The following is an 18,512-nucleotide window of genomic DNA, read 5'->3' on the forward strand; positions in this document are numbered from 1 at the left end:
AATAGCCCTAAGTTCTTTGAACTTAGGGCTATTTTTTTTCCATTAATTGCCTCCAAACAAGGAATTCTTTGCAGCTATCTGCACCTGCATACTTTCTCCATTTACGGTATCTGAAAAGTCTTGGTTAATTTTCTTTACAAGTTCATCTAATTGATGAACTGTAGGATCCTGTAAATATGAATAAGCTATTGCGTCTTGAAGTAATCCTCCCTTTCTTTTTGGGTCAACAGGGATGTACCAAGCAATCCCTTTCAAACAATTTTTTTCTACTATTGTGTACAACTCCTGTCCATTTTCTATACGTAGCATACAATCGCTGAGTACCGAGTAGATGGATCTATTGGAGCTTATCTCTTTGTACAGAAATAAGTCTCGATACTCATTAGAATGAATCGTACAACTAGTTTTAGATTTAAGCACATTCCATTTAAAATCTTCCAAAGGGATCACTTGAGTTTCCTCATTTAAAAAGCAGGTGTATTCCTTAGCCCTGCTGATGGGCAGCTTACTTTTTAGAGTCTTTAACTTCAGCTTCATTTTGAATCGAAAGTTGGAAAGGTTATCATATTCCTCGCCAAAAATCTTCTTTCCTTGTAGCCTCGGTTTTAAAAATTCCTTGATCTTATCCTTGAATTTCAACTTAGCAATCAACTGCTCAGAACCCATGTAACAATCATAGGCTGTACCTATACTGGTGGATAGGGATTTTTTGTACCCATCAGCCCCCCCGGGAGTAAGGTCAAAGCAATGATAACCTGTTTTGTTCAAATGAACACCTAACATCAAAAACAATAAAATACCAGGAGAATACTTGGAAAACTTGGGGTGGTGGCCATTCAATCCTTGCAAGTACACTGTATGTGCATCTTTCATACCTACATTGAAGGAGATCATTTGATCATTGCTCATCAGCACTGTCACATGTAGGCAATTGTTTTCAAATAATCGGAGCAAGAACTCCTTTCGTTCCGGTTCGTCCATAAAGTAGGTTTTCCCATAAAAGGCTCCTTTGCGGAAATCATTCAGAAGGATCATTTCATCAAGCAAGGACTCGAACTGGGCCTGATCGTGAATCTCCAAAAAGTCCAAGGTTCCCAATCGTTTTAATCGGTTCAGTTTTTCTTTTTTGTTTTTTTTCTTCAGTTCTGTTTCCAAAAAGTCCACTTGATTGACATCCATCAAGGGTTGTTCATATGCTTCGAAAAATAAGTTTTTGCTCCATTTCACGTGCTGTGCAATCGATAAAAAAGATTTACTGGCAGGGAGGTATTTGAGATGTAGGAGCTTATCTGGAAAAATCTGAAGCCAGTTTGTCAGCAATTTCTCGAGGAATGCCTGCTCTTTTTCAGGCGCAAGCATCCAAGTTTGATATTCTGCTAAATCCAAGCCTGCACTTAGCAGTTCCCCGTTTTGTTCAGTGAGCGTCAGTAATCCACTCATGGATTTCCCATCCCAATCGGTTACAAGAATAACAGGAAAGTCAGGAAAGTTGGAATACCAGTTTAATACAAAATTTCTGGATTGAAACACGCTTGCTCCTGTATCTCTCCATACGGTTTCCCAAGCAGTTAAAAAATCGCTATTTTCCAGCAATTCTTTTGCAGCTGCTTGTTGATAGATCATCTGCTTCACTTTCTAAAATCTTTTTCTTGATTGGGTTTTAGGACATTTTTTAGAATTTCCCAATAATCTCCCAAAAGCAACTTTGCATGTACAAAATGTTTACTTCCTTTTGTAACGCCTCTTCTTGGAATACTCAAAGGGTCAAATGAATGATCAAAATTTTTACTTTCAGTAGAAAATGCCAGTTTAATTCCTACTTCTTTTAGCAGATTGATTTCCCGTGTCCCGAAATCTAATTGCGGAATACCGTTGGGATAAGCAAAACAGCAAATTTCCTGATTCAGTAGATCACTTAACTGGGTAACGGAATCTTTGATTTCCCATGCTACCCGCTCATTTGTTTCATTCTTTAAAATGGGATGATGCATAGTGTGTGCACCTATGGTCACTAGCCCAGATTTATTTAATTCCTGAACTTGCTTCAAATCCATGCCCAAACGCTTTTTATCCGGTATATTGAACTTCTTTTTATAGGAGGCTATGATGGCATTGATTTCATCTACTGGAAGAGTTTTCAAGATACCTGAAACCTGTTTTTCATTGATAAAGGTTTGTTTTTGGGATTTCAATCCCATGTAATAGGTTAAAAACTGCTTGTAATCATAACCTTTGATTTCCTGAAACCAAAAGTTTTGGCCAGTTTGAATGGCATGGGGAGAAACATAGATTGAAACGGGGACTTGGTATTTTTTAATTAATGGAAATAAGTGGGTGTATACGCTTTGATCGCCGTCATCGATGGTGATATGGCAGGAGTTTTCGAAAGATTGGAATTCGTAATAATAAGAAAGTAACTTCGATGTACCTATCATCTGGAAGTTAGACTTTAGCATAATTAAAATGCTCTCCATCCAACCTTCATTTTTTATTACATGGAAGTTGACAATAGTATTCTTTATTTTCATTAAATCTTCAATTTTAAAAAAACTACCATAACTTCTTCAAATCTATAATTTTATATTGAATAAATGATTTTCACTAGTAGTTTTTAGGAACTCTCGTCCAATATTTATTTCAAATTACGAGAGGTATAAATTTTGCTAATTTTTTTGTCTTGTTTCAATTGTTCGAGGTCATGTAAAGTTTCTATCGTTCCATGATACCATATACACAAAAGCACTTTATCATCTTTAACCATTGTCAGGCATTGTTCTTGATTTTCCAAGCGCTCCAAGGCATCTTCTAAAAATCTCCATCTACTGATTTCCAAACAAGTGTCTGTTACAAATAGAAGATTCTTTAATTTTTCAGGGCTTTGTTTGAAGAAACAATTGGAAGCATTTGCTTGTATAAATTGAACGAGGAACTCCCAAGAATGTGTTTTTATAGGCTTAAAAATATTCCAAGATTGCGTCTTAAAATCTGCTTTTTTCTTGCTTATATCCACTTGAAAAGCCATCGGGCGAATACCCTTGGTTTTTAAATAGTTACGGAAGCGAATTCTTGCCTTCCTTTTTGCGAGTTCTAATGGATTTTTACTCAGTAATACTTCTTGCATTACTTCTCTTCTATTAGAAAAGCGTTCTTTGTAGGCATCATCACCTGGAGATAATTTCAAATCCTGATATCCATGCTCTTGTAAGTAATAGGCTAACATGTACACATGCACTAATCCTGGTGAGAGTTTGGCATGCACAGGGGAGTAGGTGATTAAGCCAGCGAGATGGGAGGTTTTCCCAAAATCATCGATCACCATGACAGAGGCGATTAACTCCCCATCCAATTGTAGAATGGTGGCTTGCAGCACTCCTGATCTGAACCACTTTGCAAATATCTCCTCTTGTTCTGGATCTTTGGCTAAGGGGAATTTATTGAAGGCTGCCCCTTGCCGGAGGTTTAAGAACACTTGGATATCCGAAATGGATTGGTCAAATTCATTTTGTTGTTCCAATCGAATAAATTGGGTATTTCCTGCTCGTTGAAAGCGGTTGAACTTGGCCTTGAAATGTCTTTTTCCCAATACCTCTTTGATTCCTTCAGATTGCAAATCCAGAACAGGATTGTTGTGTGACTCTAGTACAGTATATTTTTGAAAGCTTGCAAGGTTGGCTAGTTCTTGGTAAGACTGTTCTCCCGGTAATGACTTGAGGTTGACGCTATATCCCTTCTCTAAGAGAAGTTTGACAATGCCTTCCTCCCAGAAAACCCTCAAAAATCCTTCTTTAACAACCCATGTTTGATACAAGGCAAATACAGATCCTGCCCCTACCAAATGATTTCTTTCTTTGCTAGCTAATGGATTTGCCAATGAAAGCACACCCATCAATTTATCCTCTGAAAACCCAAACAAGATAACAGGAGAAAATTTAGCAGCATAGACTTCGTACCAATCCAATATAAAGGAAGGATGCTGGAAGATGGATGCGCCTGAATCCAGATGAATTAATTCTTTCCATGCTTCTACAAGAGCTGTTTTACTTTTTAATGTTAAAAATTCTTTTTCTGTAAAAAGCTTAAAGTATATTGATTTTGACGACTGTGGATATTCATTTTTCATGAAGTGACAATTAAACAATTAAGAATAAGCAAATTTAATCGATTAGGAAATTGTGTTTGTGACAACAGGCTCAATAAACCTATATTTTTCTTCAAATGTAAGATAATTTATGTAAGGCATTAAATTTAGAAAACGCAATTTTCTTTTCAAACGGATTCTTTGGACCTTTGTTCTTTTCTCTGAGTAAGATTTTCATCTGATAATAAATAATTTAACAAGAGCTTTAGCTCCTAATCTCAGTTTAAAAAATTTACTAAAAAACAATTAATAAGGCTAGCTCACGACTGTATCCGTACACCCATAAATCGACTAAAAAACACTGAGTTATTAAAGACAGGTAACGGATTACCACCCACTGCTCCTTTTGAGCATTTTTTGCATATTCAATTGCAAAGCTATTGCTAAAAGAGAGTTTATGATGTACTTACTATCTGATCAAGGGTTTTCGATGAGTTTATGGTAGACTTCTTCAAATTCTTTTCCCATGCGATCCAAACTAAAATCCTCTAAAATTCGCTGCTTAGATCGTTTTCCCATTAATCGTCTCTGCTCGGGGTCTTCCAATAACTCATGGATCATCTTTGCAATTTGATTAGGCGATTCATCGGTTATTAGGTATCCGTTGTGATTATGTCGGACAATTTCTTTGGTCCCACCCGCATCATTTGCAATCACCGGCTTTCCTAAGGCCATGTATTCCAATATTGAATTAGAAAGTCCTTCACCATTGGGCGAAAACAAAACCCCTAAATCGGCGACATTTACCAAGCTTTCAACAAGTGAAGTTCCTTCCATGGGTCTCAAAGAAGGGTAATCTTTGGTAATAGATATACAATTTTCAAATATCGCTTCATTCCCTCCTTGATAATATCCCACACCTAAAAATAAGGTGTCTTTTCTGTACTTCAATAAAGCCTTTCCTACTTCAAAGAAGCGAACATAATCCTTATTTTGAGAGTAAGAGGCTACCATAATAACTGTGAAAGGAAAACATAAATTGAATTTTTGTTTTATTTCAGCGATTTGTTCCAAATTTTCAAACCTTTTCATATTTAAACCATTGTAAATCACCTTAGACTTTCGAATAGGAGGTCTAAAAGCTTCAATTCCCGCATAGGAGTTTGATAAAACCAAATCAGAAAATAAAAAATTAATATTGCATATAAATTTTTCACCCCAATCTATACTCGGCGGTGCAGATGTAATTTCACTATCCAAGATTTTGATTTTTGAATAAAACACGCGAATCAAAATGCTCATGAAAGCATACTTGTTGCCCCATGCGTGGATTACATCCGGCTTTTCAGCACTTACAATTTTCTTAAACTCAAAAAAGCTGCTCAAATTTAACTTTGAACTAGATAGTTGATAGTTTTTGACGTTTAACTTATAAAAATTTTCGAATAAGATTTCCGCTTGTTTGGTGACAAGAACTAGTTCATATCCTTTTTGAGCTTTCAAAAAAGTGATCAGTTCCAATAATCTTCTTTCTTTTCCTCCCGAACTTAGTGTACCAATAAAGAATAGAATTTTCATGGATTTAAATTTATCATTAAACAATCTAATTCTTCCTTAAGTGTCTTTTTAATACAATACAGCCTTCGGTAAATCGAAAAGATTGTGAAGGAAATCTCTGTATGCCTAGCCTTTGCCATTTGTTTGTTTTGTTTTTGAGGTGAAGAAAAACAATGTATCAAAAGGAATTTACAATAATGATGCCTAAAGTGCCCAAAGAGTTTTAATTCTGAAATAAGGCTGAACTTCCCTATACCTGTAGCAAAGGAATTATCGAAGCCTACTAGTTTTCCCCAAGTATCTGTTGAAGACCCTAGGTCATAGTGGAACATTCTCAAACATGTTCCCACTGAGCGCTTATCGGTTTCTATATAACTAGATGATAAGGACGTTTGAATGAAGTAATTCATTTTTTTTGAAAGCAACTAAAATTGGGTTATCAAAAGCTAACTCAGTAACTCAACTAACTTATAGACTTCCGCATCGGAAGGAGAAATTCTACCGCCGATATTGCTGGGTATATTTTCAGGTGAAGAAAAGCAACACGGTTATGCGCAAGAATCTAATTTATTTGATACAAAGTGGTAATGATATAGTAGTCGGATGAAGACTGGTCGAAATTTAGCATGTAATTTTCAATTCTTGGTAATAAAGCTGTTGAATATTTCAAGGAATGCATTTTTTTTATTTAGTTATTAGAGATTATCAACGGAAAGAGCCTATTATCAAACATTCTGTACTCGAGGTTAGGAATCCTAATTCATCATTTTTTTGTAAATTTCAATGATTTTTTTTGCTACTATTTTCTCATCAAAGTCCAAGTCTTGGATTTTCTGTTGTCCTTGAATCCTTCCAAACTTGTCAACGAAATCAATGCATTTTTGGATAGATTTCGCAAAGCCCTGAATATCATAAGGTGCCAAAAAGCAACCCTCCACGCCACTGGTAGTCTCTTCGACATCTCCTACATTCGTAAAAACAATGGGGCAATTACAGGCGAAACATTCTTTGACAACATTTGGAGAACCTTCATGGAAGGAAGGCAGCAATAAAGCTGTAGCAGCAGCATAATAATACTTTAAATTTTCTGGTTTCTCCTGAAAGACTGCATGCAATTCAACATCTACTCCCTTTTCCTGTAATAAGTTTATTGCAGCTTTTGCCAATGCGTAGTTTTTTTCTGGTCTTGATGGGTTTGCCAAAAAGATAAAATGAAGTTTGTTTGGATCCCAACTTAAAAAATCTAGTCCACTTTTTCTATCCAAAGGATAAAAGATTTCTGTATTTACACCATTGGATAATATATGGGTAGGCTTATTCCTTTTCAAGGTGTTTTTCATCTTATGGCTCATGACAATTGCTTCATCATATATATGATTCGCGAAGAAGCGATTAATTGACAGACTAAGCTTTTTACTAAAGGTTATGTTACCGCTACTGTCTTTATGTCCCATAACATCAGTTCCCATTAAAGTGACTAACAAGGGTATATTTCCTTTAGCCAATTGGGCAACAATGCAAGAGAAGCCGAAATGTGCATGAATCACATCCACAGGGTGTTTTTGCAAATATTTTTTTATTTTAAAAATATTTTTCATGTATCCTACATAACCTTTACCAAAAATAATGAAATGTTCTATTTCCACTCCTTGACGTGACAGACTCTCTGCCTGTAGCTGAATGATTGGATTCAACCCAGCTCTTACATTTCCACTTGAAACAAATAAAACTTTCATGCTTGTTGAATTTGGAGTTAGTGATGTTTATTTAATGAAATTCTCTACAGTAGTTACCATAAAAGCAGTTGTGTCAAGTTTTTCCCGGAGAATACGTTCTCGTTTTAAGGTATTTTCTTTTTTCAAATCGGTATTTTGTAACAATTCAACTGCTTTTTTTATAGCCTTCTTTTGATCATTTTCACTTTCCGTGAAATTGAACACCATTTGATATTTACTTTCTAATTCATCTGTATAACCCCGTCCATCATTATCTAAAAAAATAGCACTTGTTCCTAATACAGCGGCTTCCGACGCCATGGTAGCGCTTTCACCAAACAATAAGGTACTGAAATAAAGTGCGTCATGCATTTTATTTTTTGGTATCGAAATTTGGTATTTTTGTAAGCTATCAGGGAGTTGTTTTTCTGAGGATATGAAAACCCTGGCATATTTAGCCATTGATTCTATTGCATGAACTTTGTTATCTAAAGACATTCCTGTATGACCAAAATCGTGTGCAGCCGCCCAAGACACGAAGCGGACAATCACATAAGGCTCATTTTTCTTAACACCCAAAATATCTAAAATATCTTCTTGTGGATGAAAATAATTGGGGTGTAGATAAGATAGTTCCATAAAACTATTAAAACGTATTTGTTTTTCTCCCAAATCATTTCTGTAACAGCTAGGAGTAAAAATGTGCGTAGCATATGGGACTGTTAGCTGATGGTGTAGTTTCGCATGTTCTGTATCACTGAAAACCAAGGATGGTTTGCCCAATAGTTTAGCTACCTGAGAAGGATAGGGATGTAAAAAATTCAGGAACACATCAGGCTTAAAACGCAATGAAATTCTTAATAATTTAAAATTTGCATAGAGTAAATAGGTAAACTTCCCAAACTTACCCTCTTTACCCTTCCCACGATTGATATAGGGTATTTGATAATGATCGAGTAACTGATGTTCAATTTCTTTATTTCTTGACACAAAGAGGATACTGTGCCCTTTACCTGTCATAATTTTATAAAAATTCCTGAAATAATGAACATGAGCGGGATGATTGATGTCAATTAAAATTCGCATGTGAAATGGGTTGGTGAAGAAGAAACAATTTTAATTCTCTTTATGAGGTTATTCTTTTTTTAATTTGTCGCAATTTAAAAATAAGTCATAAAGTTTCACAAAATAACGAGTTGTCTTTCTTGTATTGTTCTATGTTTCGATCGCACAAGAAATTTTTTGACTTATTGCCCAAGAAAATTCAAGGGGATTCACATGAATCCCCTTGAATGGTTCAATTAATCTGTCTTTTTATCTATTGGGGAGTCGATGGTCACCTGACTGATACTGCTGATGATGACTCCTGCTGTCAGTAGATGTACAGCAACTGTTGTTAGGACAGTAGGAACTGAAACAGGAGCCGTGAGGATTGCTCCTCCTACTCCTGCTAAGATCATCCCCAATTGACCTAGCTTTTGAAAGAACGGCGGGGTAGGCTTTTGCCACCTTGTCCTGAGTTCTGATAACATTTTATTTACTTCCATATCATTTTTTGGTTTAGGATTTTGAAATTTTAAGTTCTAACTCCGTTTGTTTGGCTTTTAAACCAATACAGAGTGCTCTCAGGTCGCCGTAATCTTTTTTCAGATCTCGGATATCCTGAACCAATAGCTTTAGAAAGTAGGCGATGATGGAGAGGAGGAGTGACATCACTCCTCCCAATCCGAAGACCAATAAACTAATCTGCCAGTCCATCACTTGCAAAGCATTGTTGCATTCCCCTACTAATCTCAAGCCATACCTGATCGCCCGAAGCAAAACTAGCTTCCAATTTTTCCATAAATTTTAAGGTGGCTAGTTTGGAGAATTTAGCCTCATGATTCCAATAAAGCACTGGAGCTATGCTCTTTTTGGGCATAATTTTTCCATTCTTTAAAGGTCTGAACCTAAACTTCTCTGGCCCTGGGCAATAGATTTCTATATACCAACCTATTTTCTCGCAGTAGCGAAGGAGCAACTGGTATTTTCCCTCCTTCAACCAAGGAGCTTTGAAGGCTTGGGGATTTTCCAAAGTTTTGGAAATAGTCTTCCCATTCATTTTAATTAGCCCAAGCGTTCTATTCTCCTCATATTGCCTGAAGAGCTGCAAAATCATGGCTTAACTATTTTCTGCCAGAATAATGGATGCCGCATTATGCGCCCCATTGCTCAAGGCATAATGCTGTCCATTGACCAACTGTAAGAACTCTATTCCTAGGAGAAAAACCTTGTGCGGATTTACCAAGGTGGCTTTGTCAACGCTCAAGCTAATTTCGGTGGTCAGACCAGCAACAGGTATCTCTTCGGAACTATCCATCAGGAAGTTTCTCTCTAAGGATAAGAAGTCCACTGATGCACCAACAGCAAATACTCTGAAATGTGTGGCTCCTTCAGGAATCCATACGAAGTCCGATGGTTGAAATGGCGGAATAGAAATTTGCCACTCAGTTTCGGAATTGTTGTAGGTGATTTCAGGCTTAAGAACAGATGCCAAATTAGCTCTGACATTCATGTCCAATCCTTGCATTAATTGCCAATCACCTTCTGAGACCTGGCGCTCACCTCTAATATTAACCGGGTCGGTTCTCAGGATTTCGAGCATTCTTCTTACCATACGCTGATGCAATCGTGGATCGGAGATTTTAATCAATGCCGGTCTGATTGTGTCTTTTAGTAATTTGACAGCAGCAGCATTGATTGTAAATTCAGCGATGTTCTCACGCGTTCTCGCATACCGTGGGTCAGACATGATTCTTGACCTGCTTACGCCTCCTTTTTCTCTGGCTTGATAACCATCGCGGTTCTTGAAGAAATTCAATCTTCCAACATTACCGCTTAGTGTAATGATACTCGTTTGTTTTGCCATTTTTGCTTTGGTTTAAAGTAAAACATAGTCAAATATGGCTGATGATGAGAAGGTTAAGAAATGAATGTGCGGATCGTGCGGATTTTGCGGAAGTTGCGGAAAAAATAGTGAACAGTGAGTAGTGAGCAGTGAATAGTGGGGAATGAGGAATGAGGATTGAGGAATTTGGAATGAGGGGGTTCTTTTGGACCAGCGAGGGTTGTGTGGAGTGTTAAGTGTTCAATGTGGGATGCGTCCGCTGTCTCCTGATAAGCCTGAAGGGCTTAAATCACTATTAACCCCGGGTAAGGTGTTACAGTAATTGTTTTGTGTTCTGACATCTTTTCACACCGCAACCCGGGGAGAGGAATCGTCTTCAGAAGCCAGAGGCTCGCAGGGTAATTGTGGTCGAGCCATCCCCGTCATACGAGCCGATATGAGGATAATTTTCTTTGGATCGTCTGGCTGTATGGGATTTGAAATCCTCTAGATGAATTAGTTTTTTTGGGGATTTATTAGCTCAATTTGAACCAAAATGATTAATGCAATTTGCTTTCATTGTCGTTACTTTTGTCATTGCCACAAAAGTAACCAAAAAGGCTAGTCAGAAAAATCCTTCTCCCCGCAGGGCCCACGCCGGCCTGTCTGCCTATAAAATAACACTTTTCGATCTGCATCGACAGGCAGGCCCGGTTTTCTGACCTCCTCCCCGCAGCAGTATAACCAGCGGAGGTGAATAGTGAGTAGTGAGCAGTGAACAGTGGGGAATGTGGAATGAAGAATGATGAATTTAGAATGAATGATGTGAGATCCTAAAGACCAGCCAGGGTTGTTTGGATTGTTAAGTGTTCAGGGTAAATGGTTAAGTGTGGGGGGCGCTACATATTAACATTTAACTTTTAACATTGAACGTTCCTGTATGGCTGTTAAGTGTTTAATGTGGGATGCGTCCGCTGTCTCCTGATAAGCCTGAAGGGCTTAAACCATTATTAACCCCGGGTAAGGTGTTACAGTAATTGTTTTATGTACTGACATCTTTTCACACCGCAACCCGGGGAGAGGAATCGTCTTCAGAAGCCAGAGGCTCGCAGGGTATTTGTGGTCGAGCCATCCCCGTCATACGAGCCGATATGAGGATAATTTTTCTTTAGATCACTGGAATGGAGAATTGCGGTTTTTTAGGAAAATTGGGTTTGATGGGAATTTATAAGCCGAATTTTGAACCTAAATCATTGATGCTCTTTGCCTTCATTGTCGTTACTTTTGTCATGCCACAAAAGTAACCAAAAAGGCTAGTCAGAAAAATCCTTCCCCCCGCAGGGCCCATGCCGGCCAGGTTTTCTGACCTCCCCCCCGCCAGTACTGCCAGCGGAGGGGAATAGTGAGCAGTGAATAGTTAAAAGTGATAATTTTAAAAATTGTACTTTTTCAATATACTATGAATAATTATATGGTTTCTTGGTTTTTCGCCAAAAGTCGGCGAATGGTCGGGAGGCATACGGGACATGGTCGGAACACGGTCGGAACATATACGGCTAAAAACAAAGAATTTGGAGCGATAATTATGATTATTTCTGTAGTTTTATAAATTTTTAAAGACATCTTAAATATTAAAAATTAGCATTATTTGATGATAATTAACCCACATTTAATCATTGCTCTAGTGAAATCAAGACCCCTCAATATAGGGGTCAATGTCTTCTAACGGAATACCAGAGAATTGGGAAAACTCTCTGATGGTTACAAATTGATGGGGTTCTTTTTTGAAATACATGCGTACCTTTTGCAAGAGATTCTGGGAATACCTCTCCGACTTCGAAGTCATCCGCTGGATGTCTTGGGGATATATTACGCACCTTTTCTTTTGCATGACTTAGGCAATAGTAATTTTAACTTGTTTGCTTGATGCAATTGGAAATGAGTATTAGAGGATGTGGTAGGATTTAGATTTTAGATTTTAGATCTTTTGTTTTTGTTTTTTTAGTTATGTTGGATTTTGAATAAGCGCAATTTAAGGATTCAAAGAAAGTTTCCTTGACCAATACGTATGACGTAAGATTTTCTTTTAATAAAGCCTTGAGATAATCAATTGCCTTAAAGATTTCTTGATACTAAAGGCTGGTCAATTATGTTGGCTTCTCTAGAACATAAGAGCTAACCAAGTGTTGATTCAAAAAAGGGCGTGTGTTCAAAAAAGGGGGTACAGCAAGGTAATTATTGGGCAATTAAAAATCTATATATCGTTTAGTATCAAATATAGACCATTCAACAGCTCCAGCGATTTGGTACTTGATATTTTTCATGAGGAGCATTTTATCCTGAGTTTTAAGGGTGTATGCTTCGCTCAATTGTCTATCTATTTCCAAAAACTTTTTCAAATCTTCGCTATGCTCTATGATAACAGCATTGATTGCCTCTTCTTCTGTTAAGTTTTGATGAATCTGTAAGAGCGATAGTAAGTTATGATAATCGTTTAGCTGTTTTTCTTTTTGGTATGAAAGTAAGTCATTGGATTTGAAAATTAGATTAGAGGCTGCCCTCTTATAATTTGCCAAACTATTCCAATGCTTATACACTCCAGGTGCAACGTCTTCCAATACAAATCGGGAAAAATCCAGTGCCAAGTTTCCACCAGAAAAAAATGGTCTTTTCTTAGCATACTCTGCTATGCTAGGAATGGATCCCTTATCCAGATTTTTTGCTTCCCATCTATTCGCAAGGGCATATTGGTATAAAGACTCTTTGAAAATCTCTGTGAATTTTTCAGATGCAAGTGATGTGAATTCATCCCAGAGATTCCCAAAAGCATTCCAAAAGAGTGCTATTTTCCCTGAACCTCTTGGGGTTTTATTTTTACAAACAATCGAATTGACACCAAGCACTATTTTTTCCCAAAATTTCTCTTTTTGTCCTTTTGGAAGTTTATCTGTAAAGTCATCCATAAAGAAAAGCCAGACAAAAAACTTCCCTATCCAAATTGCTTTTTCTAGGGATGCATCCGGGTATAGTCTACATGAAAGGTATGGCATTTTCATCCTGTCAAATATCAGTCGTGTTTTGGTATTAAAGAATAGTTTGTGCTGAATCGCCCATTCCAATGCAAAAGAATGTACATGGTCTACTTGAGGATGACACTCTGAGGAAAACGGGTAATTGAAGATATTTTCTTCTAACGCTTTGACTGAGAAGGATTTTCTGCTTCGAAAGAGTTGACTACTGAATCTACTAAGGGTTCGTCGATTGACCTGAAGCAGTGAGGCAGTCTCGAAAGAATTGAATACTTTAAAAAAGTGGTGGTGATCTTTTTTAATGAGCGGAAGAGCTTTGGAGTAATGCATTTGTGAAATCCTCATCCATTTTTGATTAGACCCTTTTGCTGATTGGATGAGTGCCTGGGAGAAAGCTTTCAACTGAGTTAAGTTATTTAAAATTGAAGATTCTGCCCTTCTGGACACCTTGATTAATTTTGCATTTTCTTTGACAATCAAATAGTTGTCGCTAGGGGATTTTGAAAAATAGGCATCCATATCGAAGGCTACTTCTTTTCGAAAGAATGGTCTGATTAAACGTTTTTGTGGACAGTACAGGGCGAGCGTTCCTTCCATTACCAAATAAGCCTGATCTTCGTTTTCTCCAGGCTTCCTTAAAACAGTACCTTTTTTTAGTTTTTCGGCCTCTAGATATTCAACGAGGGCAATCACATCTTTCAATTGGATAGACATGATTTCGTCTAAAAAAGATTTGAGTGAAATTGGGTCAATGATCATTTTCATAGCTTCCTTTAGTTATCTCCAACAAACATTAATCACACAATAAAAATCGTCAACTAGGTCCATTTTTAGGCAGTTGAACCAATTATTCAACCTGAAGGAGACCTCTTCTCTAATTAACGATTAAGTTAAATTTAAAGAACCAACTAATTAATAAGCAAGTAAAAGATTAAAAAAAAATTCAAAATGATGAAAAATGAGACATAAAACTTAGATTTTATCATATCACCTACTCGGGAAATAATTTTTATTCATCAATTCCCTATACAAGTGTTGTCTAGAAACTCCTATGTATTTTGCTAAATCCTTGAACTTGGATTCAATGATTAAATCAGGGTTTCTAGTCTCCAATAACCTGAGCTTGTCTGGAAGGCCCCGTTTATTTATTTCCGCAAAGGTTTCTAGTCGCTCAAATTCAAGTTTGTAGAGATGGCTAGTAATTTTTTTGAAATACGCTGGATGGGGTATTAGTGCATTTTTAAACGTTTCACATGATATAGAAATCAGTTCAATATCACTCAGTGCAAACCAATTTAATGTTGGCATCATAGCTCCTACTATTTCCTGGTAATCTCCAAAGACCTCTTCTGAGTGGATGAGGTATGTCCAATCTCCTTTGACACTTTTATCTTTTGTGCCTATTACTAAGCCTTGATTCAAAAAGAATAGAGATTCCTTTCCTTGTGGTGTTTTAATGAGGCTGTTCTTTCGAAAGTGGTGATGATTGGACTGTTTGACCATGTCGAAGTAAATCTCTTGGAAAAAGAGGTCATTTGCCAGGGCATATTTCTTAATTTGAAGCAATCGTTTGTAGTTGTTCATTTTGTAAGTAGTTGATTTGAAGCCCAATGAAAAGTAAACTTGTTTCAATTACCAAATTTTTGTTGGGTCAAGTTTTGAAATGCTTAAAAATTGGGACTTTTTCGTTGGGAAATTGGGAATGGGTAGTGAATAGTAGAAAGAGAGTAGTGGGCAGTGAACAGTTGGCAATGTGGAATGGAGAATGAGGAATTTGGAATGAAAGGGGATTCTTGGGAACTAACGATTGGGGTAAAAGTATATAAGGAACCACGAATTATGCGAATTGAACGAATTTCTTTTTTTCAATTTTTACTCGCATAGCTCGTAATTGCACGAAGTCCTTCAAAAAACATTTTTCTGCTGATTTTCAGGCTGTCCGAGATTTGCAATCTTGGTCAGTAGATAATGAGGATTTGCAATCCTCTAGGGAAATTAGTTTTTTCTGGGGTGAGAATTTCTTGATTTTTGGAATCTATATGCTGCAAAATAAACTAAAATCATTGATGCTATTTGCCCTCATTGTCGTTACTTTTTGCATTGCCCTTTTTGAATTAGAAATTAAGAATGGAGAATTAGGAATGAAAGAGAGTATAATGGACCTTCGGGGGTGGTTATTTTTGTTAATTGTTAAAATGCAGGGGCATTTACATATTATCTCTATCCAGTAATTATTAATCTGCGGATTTTTCTGCGCTTTCTGTGTTTTCTGCGAGAGACTTTCGGTTTTTCTGACGTCCCACCCGCACGTACTACCAGCGGTAAGTGAACAGTTGGGAATGAGGAATTTGGAATGAAGAATGAACGAGGGTTATAAAAAAAGAGAGGGTCGTTTTTAAATCGTTTACTGTTAAATATATTGAATTTTAAGAGTGAATGGCATAGCCATGATTGACATATCAGCCTCGGGTTTCAATCCGAGGAAGGAGGTTACACCCCTAATCCAGAGGCTCGCACGATGATTGCCTTCGAGCAGAAAGGCGCTTTCCGAGCCAATACGGACGTGATTGTCTTTTAAATGTAATTACTGGAATTTGATTTTTTTATATTTATAAGTTTTGGGTGGAGGTAAATGCTTTTGAGATTTTTACCTACATGTTCGTTACTTTTTGCATTGCCCAAAAAGTAACCAAAAACGCTAGTCAGAAAAATCCTTCTCCCCGCAGGGCCCACGCAGGCCTGTCTGCCTATAAAATAACACTTTTCGATCTGCATTGACAGGCAGGCCTGTCTGCCGTGAATACCTAGAGTATAAATATATCATCGACAGGCAGGCCTGTCTGCCTACAAAATAACACTTTTCGATTTGCATCGACAGGCAGGCCCGGTTTTCTGACCTCCTGCCCGCAAGTGACACCACCGGTTGGTTGTTAAAAATCTATCTCAAAAATCTCCATAAGCCTGAAGGGCTTAAATCTCTAATAACCCTGGGTAAGGTATTAAAGTAATTATTTTATGCACTGACATCTCCTCACACCGTAACCCAGGGACAGGAATTGCCTCTAAGATCCAGAGGCTCGCAGGATGATTGCATTCGTGCTAAAATGCGCTTTCCGAGCCGATATGGACGTGATTGTCTTTTAAATGTAATTACTGGAATTTGATTTTTTTATATTTATAAGTTTTGGGTGGAGGTAAATGCTTTTGAGATTTTTACCTACATGTTCGTTACTTTTTGCATTGCCCAAAAAGTAACCAAAAACACTAGTCAGAAAAATCCTTCTCCCCGCAGGGCCCACGCAGGCCCGGTTTTCTGACCTCCTGCCCGCAAGTGACACCACCGGTTGGTTGTTAAAAATCTATCTCAAAAATCTCCATAAGCCTGAAGGGCTTAAATCTCTAATAACCCTGGGTAAGGTGTTATAGTAATTATTTTATGCACTGACATCTCCTCACACCGCAACCCAGGGACAGGAATCGCCTCTAAGATCCAGAGGCTCGCACGATGATTGCATTCGTGCTAAAAAGCGCTTTCCGAGCCGATAGGACGATAATTGTCTTTAGATCTGACCTGAAAACCTAGATTTTTCTTTTGTAAGGAAATTGATATTTATAAAGACTAATTGGTAACTAGAATATTGCTGCTATTTACTCTTATGGTCGTTACTTTTTGCATTGCCCAAAAAGTAACCAAAAAGGTTAGTCAGAAAAATCCTTCCTCGCTCTAGGCCACCGCTGGCCTGTCTGCCTATAAAATAACACTTTTCGATCTGCATTGACAGGCAGGCCTGTCTGCCGTGAATACCTAGAGTATAAATATATCATCGACAGGCAGGCCTGGTTTTCTGACCACCTCCCCGCCAGTACTGCAAGCGGCTAATGGTAAATGAAACGTGAACGTGATTTTTAATCCTAATAAATCTAAAATCTACCCTCTAAAATCTAAAATAATCAATCTGCGCCAAATCCGTTCAATCTCCTGGATCTGTGAGAGGTTTACGGTTTTCTGACGTCCCGCCCGCAAGTACTGCCAGCGGTAAGTGAACAGTGGGTTGGGAATGTGGAATGAAGAATGATGAATTTAGAATGAATGATGTGAGATCCTAAAGACCAGCCAGGGTTGTGTGGATTGTTAAGTGTTCAGGGTAAATGGTTAAGTGTGGGGGGCTCTACATATTAACTTTAAACATTGAACATTTCATCAGTGGATAGTTAAGTGTTCATGTTTAAATGAGGACTTCACTACATTTCGGTTACTTTAAGGGGAAGAATAAGTTGATTTTTTGACAAAGTTTTAACGTTTTTTGGAAAAATGACACCTTAGGTGACAGAGTGATTTGGGAGATAAATTATTGATTTTTAGTTTTATACACGTAAAAACACACAGTTTTATGCAAGTAAAAAAATATATTGAACCGATCATCCTTTGGCTTTTGATCCTGATGTGGACTTATACTGGGGTCAGTAAGTTGATTGATTTTGGTGGCTTTCGAGGTGCTATTTTGAATCAGCCATTTCCTAATGCCATTGGGGAGTACATGAGTATTCTGATACCTGTGGTTGAGATCGGGTTAGCGCTTTTGCTGATTGGTGAAAGAACAAGAACCTTAGGCATGATTGGATCAATTGCTTTGATGAGTGCATTTACAACTTATGTGGGATTGGTTTGGGTAGGAGCATTTGAACGAGTGCCTTGTGGATGTGCCGGGATCATTGAGCAACTTGGCTGGAAGCTTCACTTTATTCTGAACATTGGTCTGCTGCTACTATCCATTACAGGAATCCTTATTAGAACAAACACTTAATTATAAAAAAAAACTACCCGATTCTATGGGAATGATGTACTAGGTAGAATCAGCATTGTACCCAGGTAGCAAGAAGGGGAATCCGAAAACCTTTAAAAAGAGTAGGATAACAACCAAACGGTTTTACTGCCTTTTTTGAATGTTAAAAAAAGGAGTTTGTTATGAGTTCATTCATAAAACGAGTACCATTATTTGCATTTGTATTGGCTGCTGTATTTGCTTTTGCGTTTACGCAGCCGAAAAGTGCCATAGAAGGACAGTTGTTTGCAAATGTCGGAGGAGAGTGGCAACCAATTCCTGATGTTCCTCCTGGAACCACCTACTTATGCGATGGAGAGGAGGAAATTTGTACGGCTAAGTTTCTTAACGATGATCCAAGCGATATGAATAACCGAATTCAAGGATCAGAAACTATTGGTTTTTACATTGAACTTTAAATTGGAAAAGGCTGCCATTTGTGTG

General features: G+C 37.6%; 14 protein-coding genes. 2 read left to right on the plus strand and 12 right to left on the minus strand.

The window, feature by feature from the left end; all coding sequences use genetic code 11:
• Positions 1-42: 42 nt before the first annotated feature.
• The 12 genes from IPZ59_RS19070 to IPZ59_RS19125 form a co-directional block, all read right to left on the minus strand.
• On the minus strand, positions 43-1,623 hold the full coding sequence (locus IPZ59_RS19070; protein WP_236139839.1) for a GNAT family N-acetyltransferase: 1,581 nt from the start codon (positions 1,621-1,623) through the stop codon (positions 43-45).
• A gap of 5 nt (positions 1,624-1,628) precedes the next feature.
• Positions 1,629-2,528 carry a polysaccharide deacetylase family protein gene (locus tag IPZ59_RS19075; RefSeq protein WP_236137632.1) on the minus strand — a complete coding sequence of 300 codons (900 nt, stop codon included), beginning with the start codon at positions 2,526-2,528 and terminating at the stop codon, positions 1,629-1,631.
• Positions 2,529-2,632: 104 nt separating this feature from the next.
• Positions 2,633-4,120 (minus strand): GNAT family N-acetyltransferase, encoded by a 1,488-nt coding sequence (locus tag IPZ59_RS19080; RefSeq protein WP_236137633.1) that lies wholly within the window; start codon positions 4,118-4,120, stop codon positions 2,633-2,635.
• Between the two features lie 435 nt (positions 4,121-4,555).
• Positions 4,556-5,656 (minus strand): glycosyltransferase family 4 protein, encoded by a 1,101-nt coding sequence (locus IPZ59_RS19085; protein ID WP_236137634.1) that lies wholly within the window; start codon positions 5,654-5,656, stop codon positions 4,556-4,558.
• A gap of 734 nt (positions 5,657-6,390) precedes the next feature.
• Positions 6,391-7,371, minus strand: coding sequence for a glycosyltransferase family 4 protein (locus IPZ59_RS19090; RefSeq protein ID WP_236137635.1), 981 nt, complete (start codon positions 7,369-7,371; stop codon positions 6,391-6,393).
• A gap of 27 nt (positions 7,372-7,398) precedes the next feature.
• A complete protein-coding gene (locus IPZ59_RS19095; RefSeq protein ID WP_236137636.1) occupies positions 7,399-8,436 on the minus strand; it encodes a DUF354 domain-containing protein in 1,038 nt (345 codons plus the stop codon).
• A gap of 215 nt (positions 8,437-8,651) precedes the next feature.
• A complete protein-coding gene (locus IPZ59_RS19100; RefSeq protein WP_236137637.1) occupies positions 8,652-8,897 on the minus strand; it encodes a hypothetical protein in 246 nt (81 codons plus the stop codon).
• A 13-nt stretch (positions 8,898-8,910) separates the two neighbouring features.
• On the minus strand, positions 8,911-9,108 hold the full coding sequence (locus IPZ59_RS19105) for a hypothetical protein (RefSeq protein ID WP_236137638.1): 198 nt from the start codon (positions 9,106-9,108) through the stop codon (positions 8,911-8,913).
• On the minus strand, positions 9,092-9,508 hold the full coding sequence (locus IPZ59_RS19110; protein WP_236137639.1) for a DUF5675 family protein: 417 nt from the start codon (positions 9,506-9,508) through the stop codon (positions 9,092-9,094). The genes IPZ59_RS19105 and IPZ59_RS19110 overlap by 17 nt, the downstream gene beginning before the upstream one ends.
• A 3-nt stretch (positions 9,509-9,511) precedes the next feature.
• On the minus strand, positions 9,512-10,258 hold the full coding sequence (locus IPZ59_RS19115) for a hypothetical protein (RefSeq protein ID WP_236137640.1): 747 nt from the start codon (positions 10,256-10,258) through the stop codon (positions 9,512-9,514).
• A 2,204-nt stretch (positions 10,259-12,462) separates the two neighbouring features.
• The gene (locus tag IPZ59_RS19120; protein WP_236137641.1) at positions 12,463-14,010 is read right to left on the minus strand and encodes a terpene synthase family protein; all 1,548 of its coding nucleotides are present in this window, start codon (positions 14,008-14,010) and stop codon (positions 12,463-12,465) included.
• Between the two features lie 222 nt (positions 14,011-14,232).
• On the minus strand, positions 14,233-14,829 hold the full coding sequence (locus tag IPZ59_RS19125) for a cyclic nucleotide-binding domain-containing protein (protein ID WP_236137642.1): 597 nt from the start codon (positions 14,827-14,829) through the stop codon (positions 14,233-14,235).
• A gap of 2,807 nt (positions 14,830-17,636) precedes the next feature.
• Here IPZ59_RS19125 and IPZ59_RS19130 point away from each other — a divergent pair.
• Together IPZ59_RS19130 and IPZ59_RS19135 are read left to right on the plus strand one after the other, a co-directional pair.
• Positions 17,637-18,050 (plus strand): MauE/DoxX family redox-associated membrane protein, encoded by a 414-nt coding sequence (locus IPZ59_RS19130; RefSeq protein ID WP_236137643.1) that lies wholly within the window; start codon positions 17,637-17,639, stop codon positions 18,048-18,050.
• A 161-nt stretch (positions 18,051-18,211) separates the two neighbouring features.
• A complete protein-coding gene (locus IPZ59_RS19135; protein WP_236137644.1) occupies positions 18,212-18,487 on the plus strand; it encodes a DUF6520 family protein in 276 nt (91 codons plus the stop codon).
• The last annotated feature ends 25 nt before the right edge of the window (positions 18,488-18,512 follow it).

Origin of the sequence: Mongoliitalea daihaiensis, from assembly GCF_021596945.1 — a bacterium.
GTDB lineage: Bacteria > Bacteroidota > Bacteroidia > Cytophagales > Cyclobacteriaceae > Mongoliitalea > Mongoliitalea daihaiensis.

Bases quoted from the DNA above. Each gene is read 5' to 3' on its own strand.
- IPZ59_RS19105 (WP_236137638.1), bottom strand. From the start codon at position 9,108: ATGGACTGGCAGATTAGTTTATTGGTCTTCGGATTGGGAGGAGTGATG.
- IPZ59_RS19120 (WP_236137641.1), bottom strand. From the start codon at position 14,010: ATGAAAATGATCATTGACCCAATTTCACTCAAATCTTTTTTAGACGAA.
- IPZ59_RS19135 (WP_236137644.1), top strand. From the start codon at position 18,212: ATGAGTTCATTCATAAAACGAGTACCATTATTTGCATTTGTATTGGCT.
- IPZ59_RS19095 (WP_236137636.1), bottom strand. From the start codon at position 8,436: ATGCGAATTTTAATTGACATCAATCATCCCGCTCATGTTCATTATTTC.
- IPZ59_RS19070 (WP_236139839.1), bottom strand. From the start codon at position 1,623: ATGATCTATCAACAAGCAGCTGCAAAAGAATTGCTGGAAAATAGCGAT.
- IPZ59_RS19110 (WP_236137639.1), bottom strand. From the start codon at position 9,508: ATGATTTTGCAGCTCTTCAGGCAATATGAGGAGAATAGAACGCTTGGG.
- IPZ59_RS19075 (WP_236137632.1), bottom strand. From the start codon at position 2,528: ATGAAAATAAAGAATACTATTGTCAACTTCCATGTAATAAAAAATGAA.
- IPZ59_RS19090 (WP_236137635.1), bottom strand. From the start codon at position 7,371: ATGAAAGTTTTATTTGTTTCAAGTGGAAATGTAAGAGCTGGGTTGAAT.
- IPZ59_RS19130 (WP_236137643.1), top strand. From the start codon at position 17,637: ATGCAAGTAAAAAAATATATTGAACCGATCATCCTTTGGCTTTTGATC.
- IPZ59_RS19100 (WP_236137637.1), bottom strand. From the start codon at position 8,897: ATGGAAGTAAATAAAATGTTATCAGAACTCAGGACAAGGTGGCAAAAG.
- IPZ59_RS19080 (WP_236137633.1), bottom strand. From the start codon at position 4,120: ATGAAAAATGAATATCCACAGTCGTCAAAATCAATATACTTTAAGCTT.
- IPZ59_RS19085 (WP_236137634.1), bottom strand. From the start codon at position 5,656: ATGAAAATTCTATTCTTTATTGGTACACTAAGTTCGGGAGGAAAAGAA.
- IPZ59_RS19115 (WP_236137640.1), bottom strand. From the start codon at position 10,258: ATGGCAAAACAAACGAGTATCATTACACTAAGCGGTAATGTTGGAAGA.
- IPZ59_RS19125 (WP_236137642.1), bottom strand. From the start codon at position 14,829: ATGAACAACTACAAACGATTGCTTCAAATTAAGAAATATGCCCTGGCA.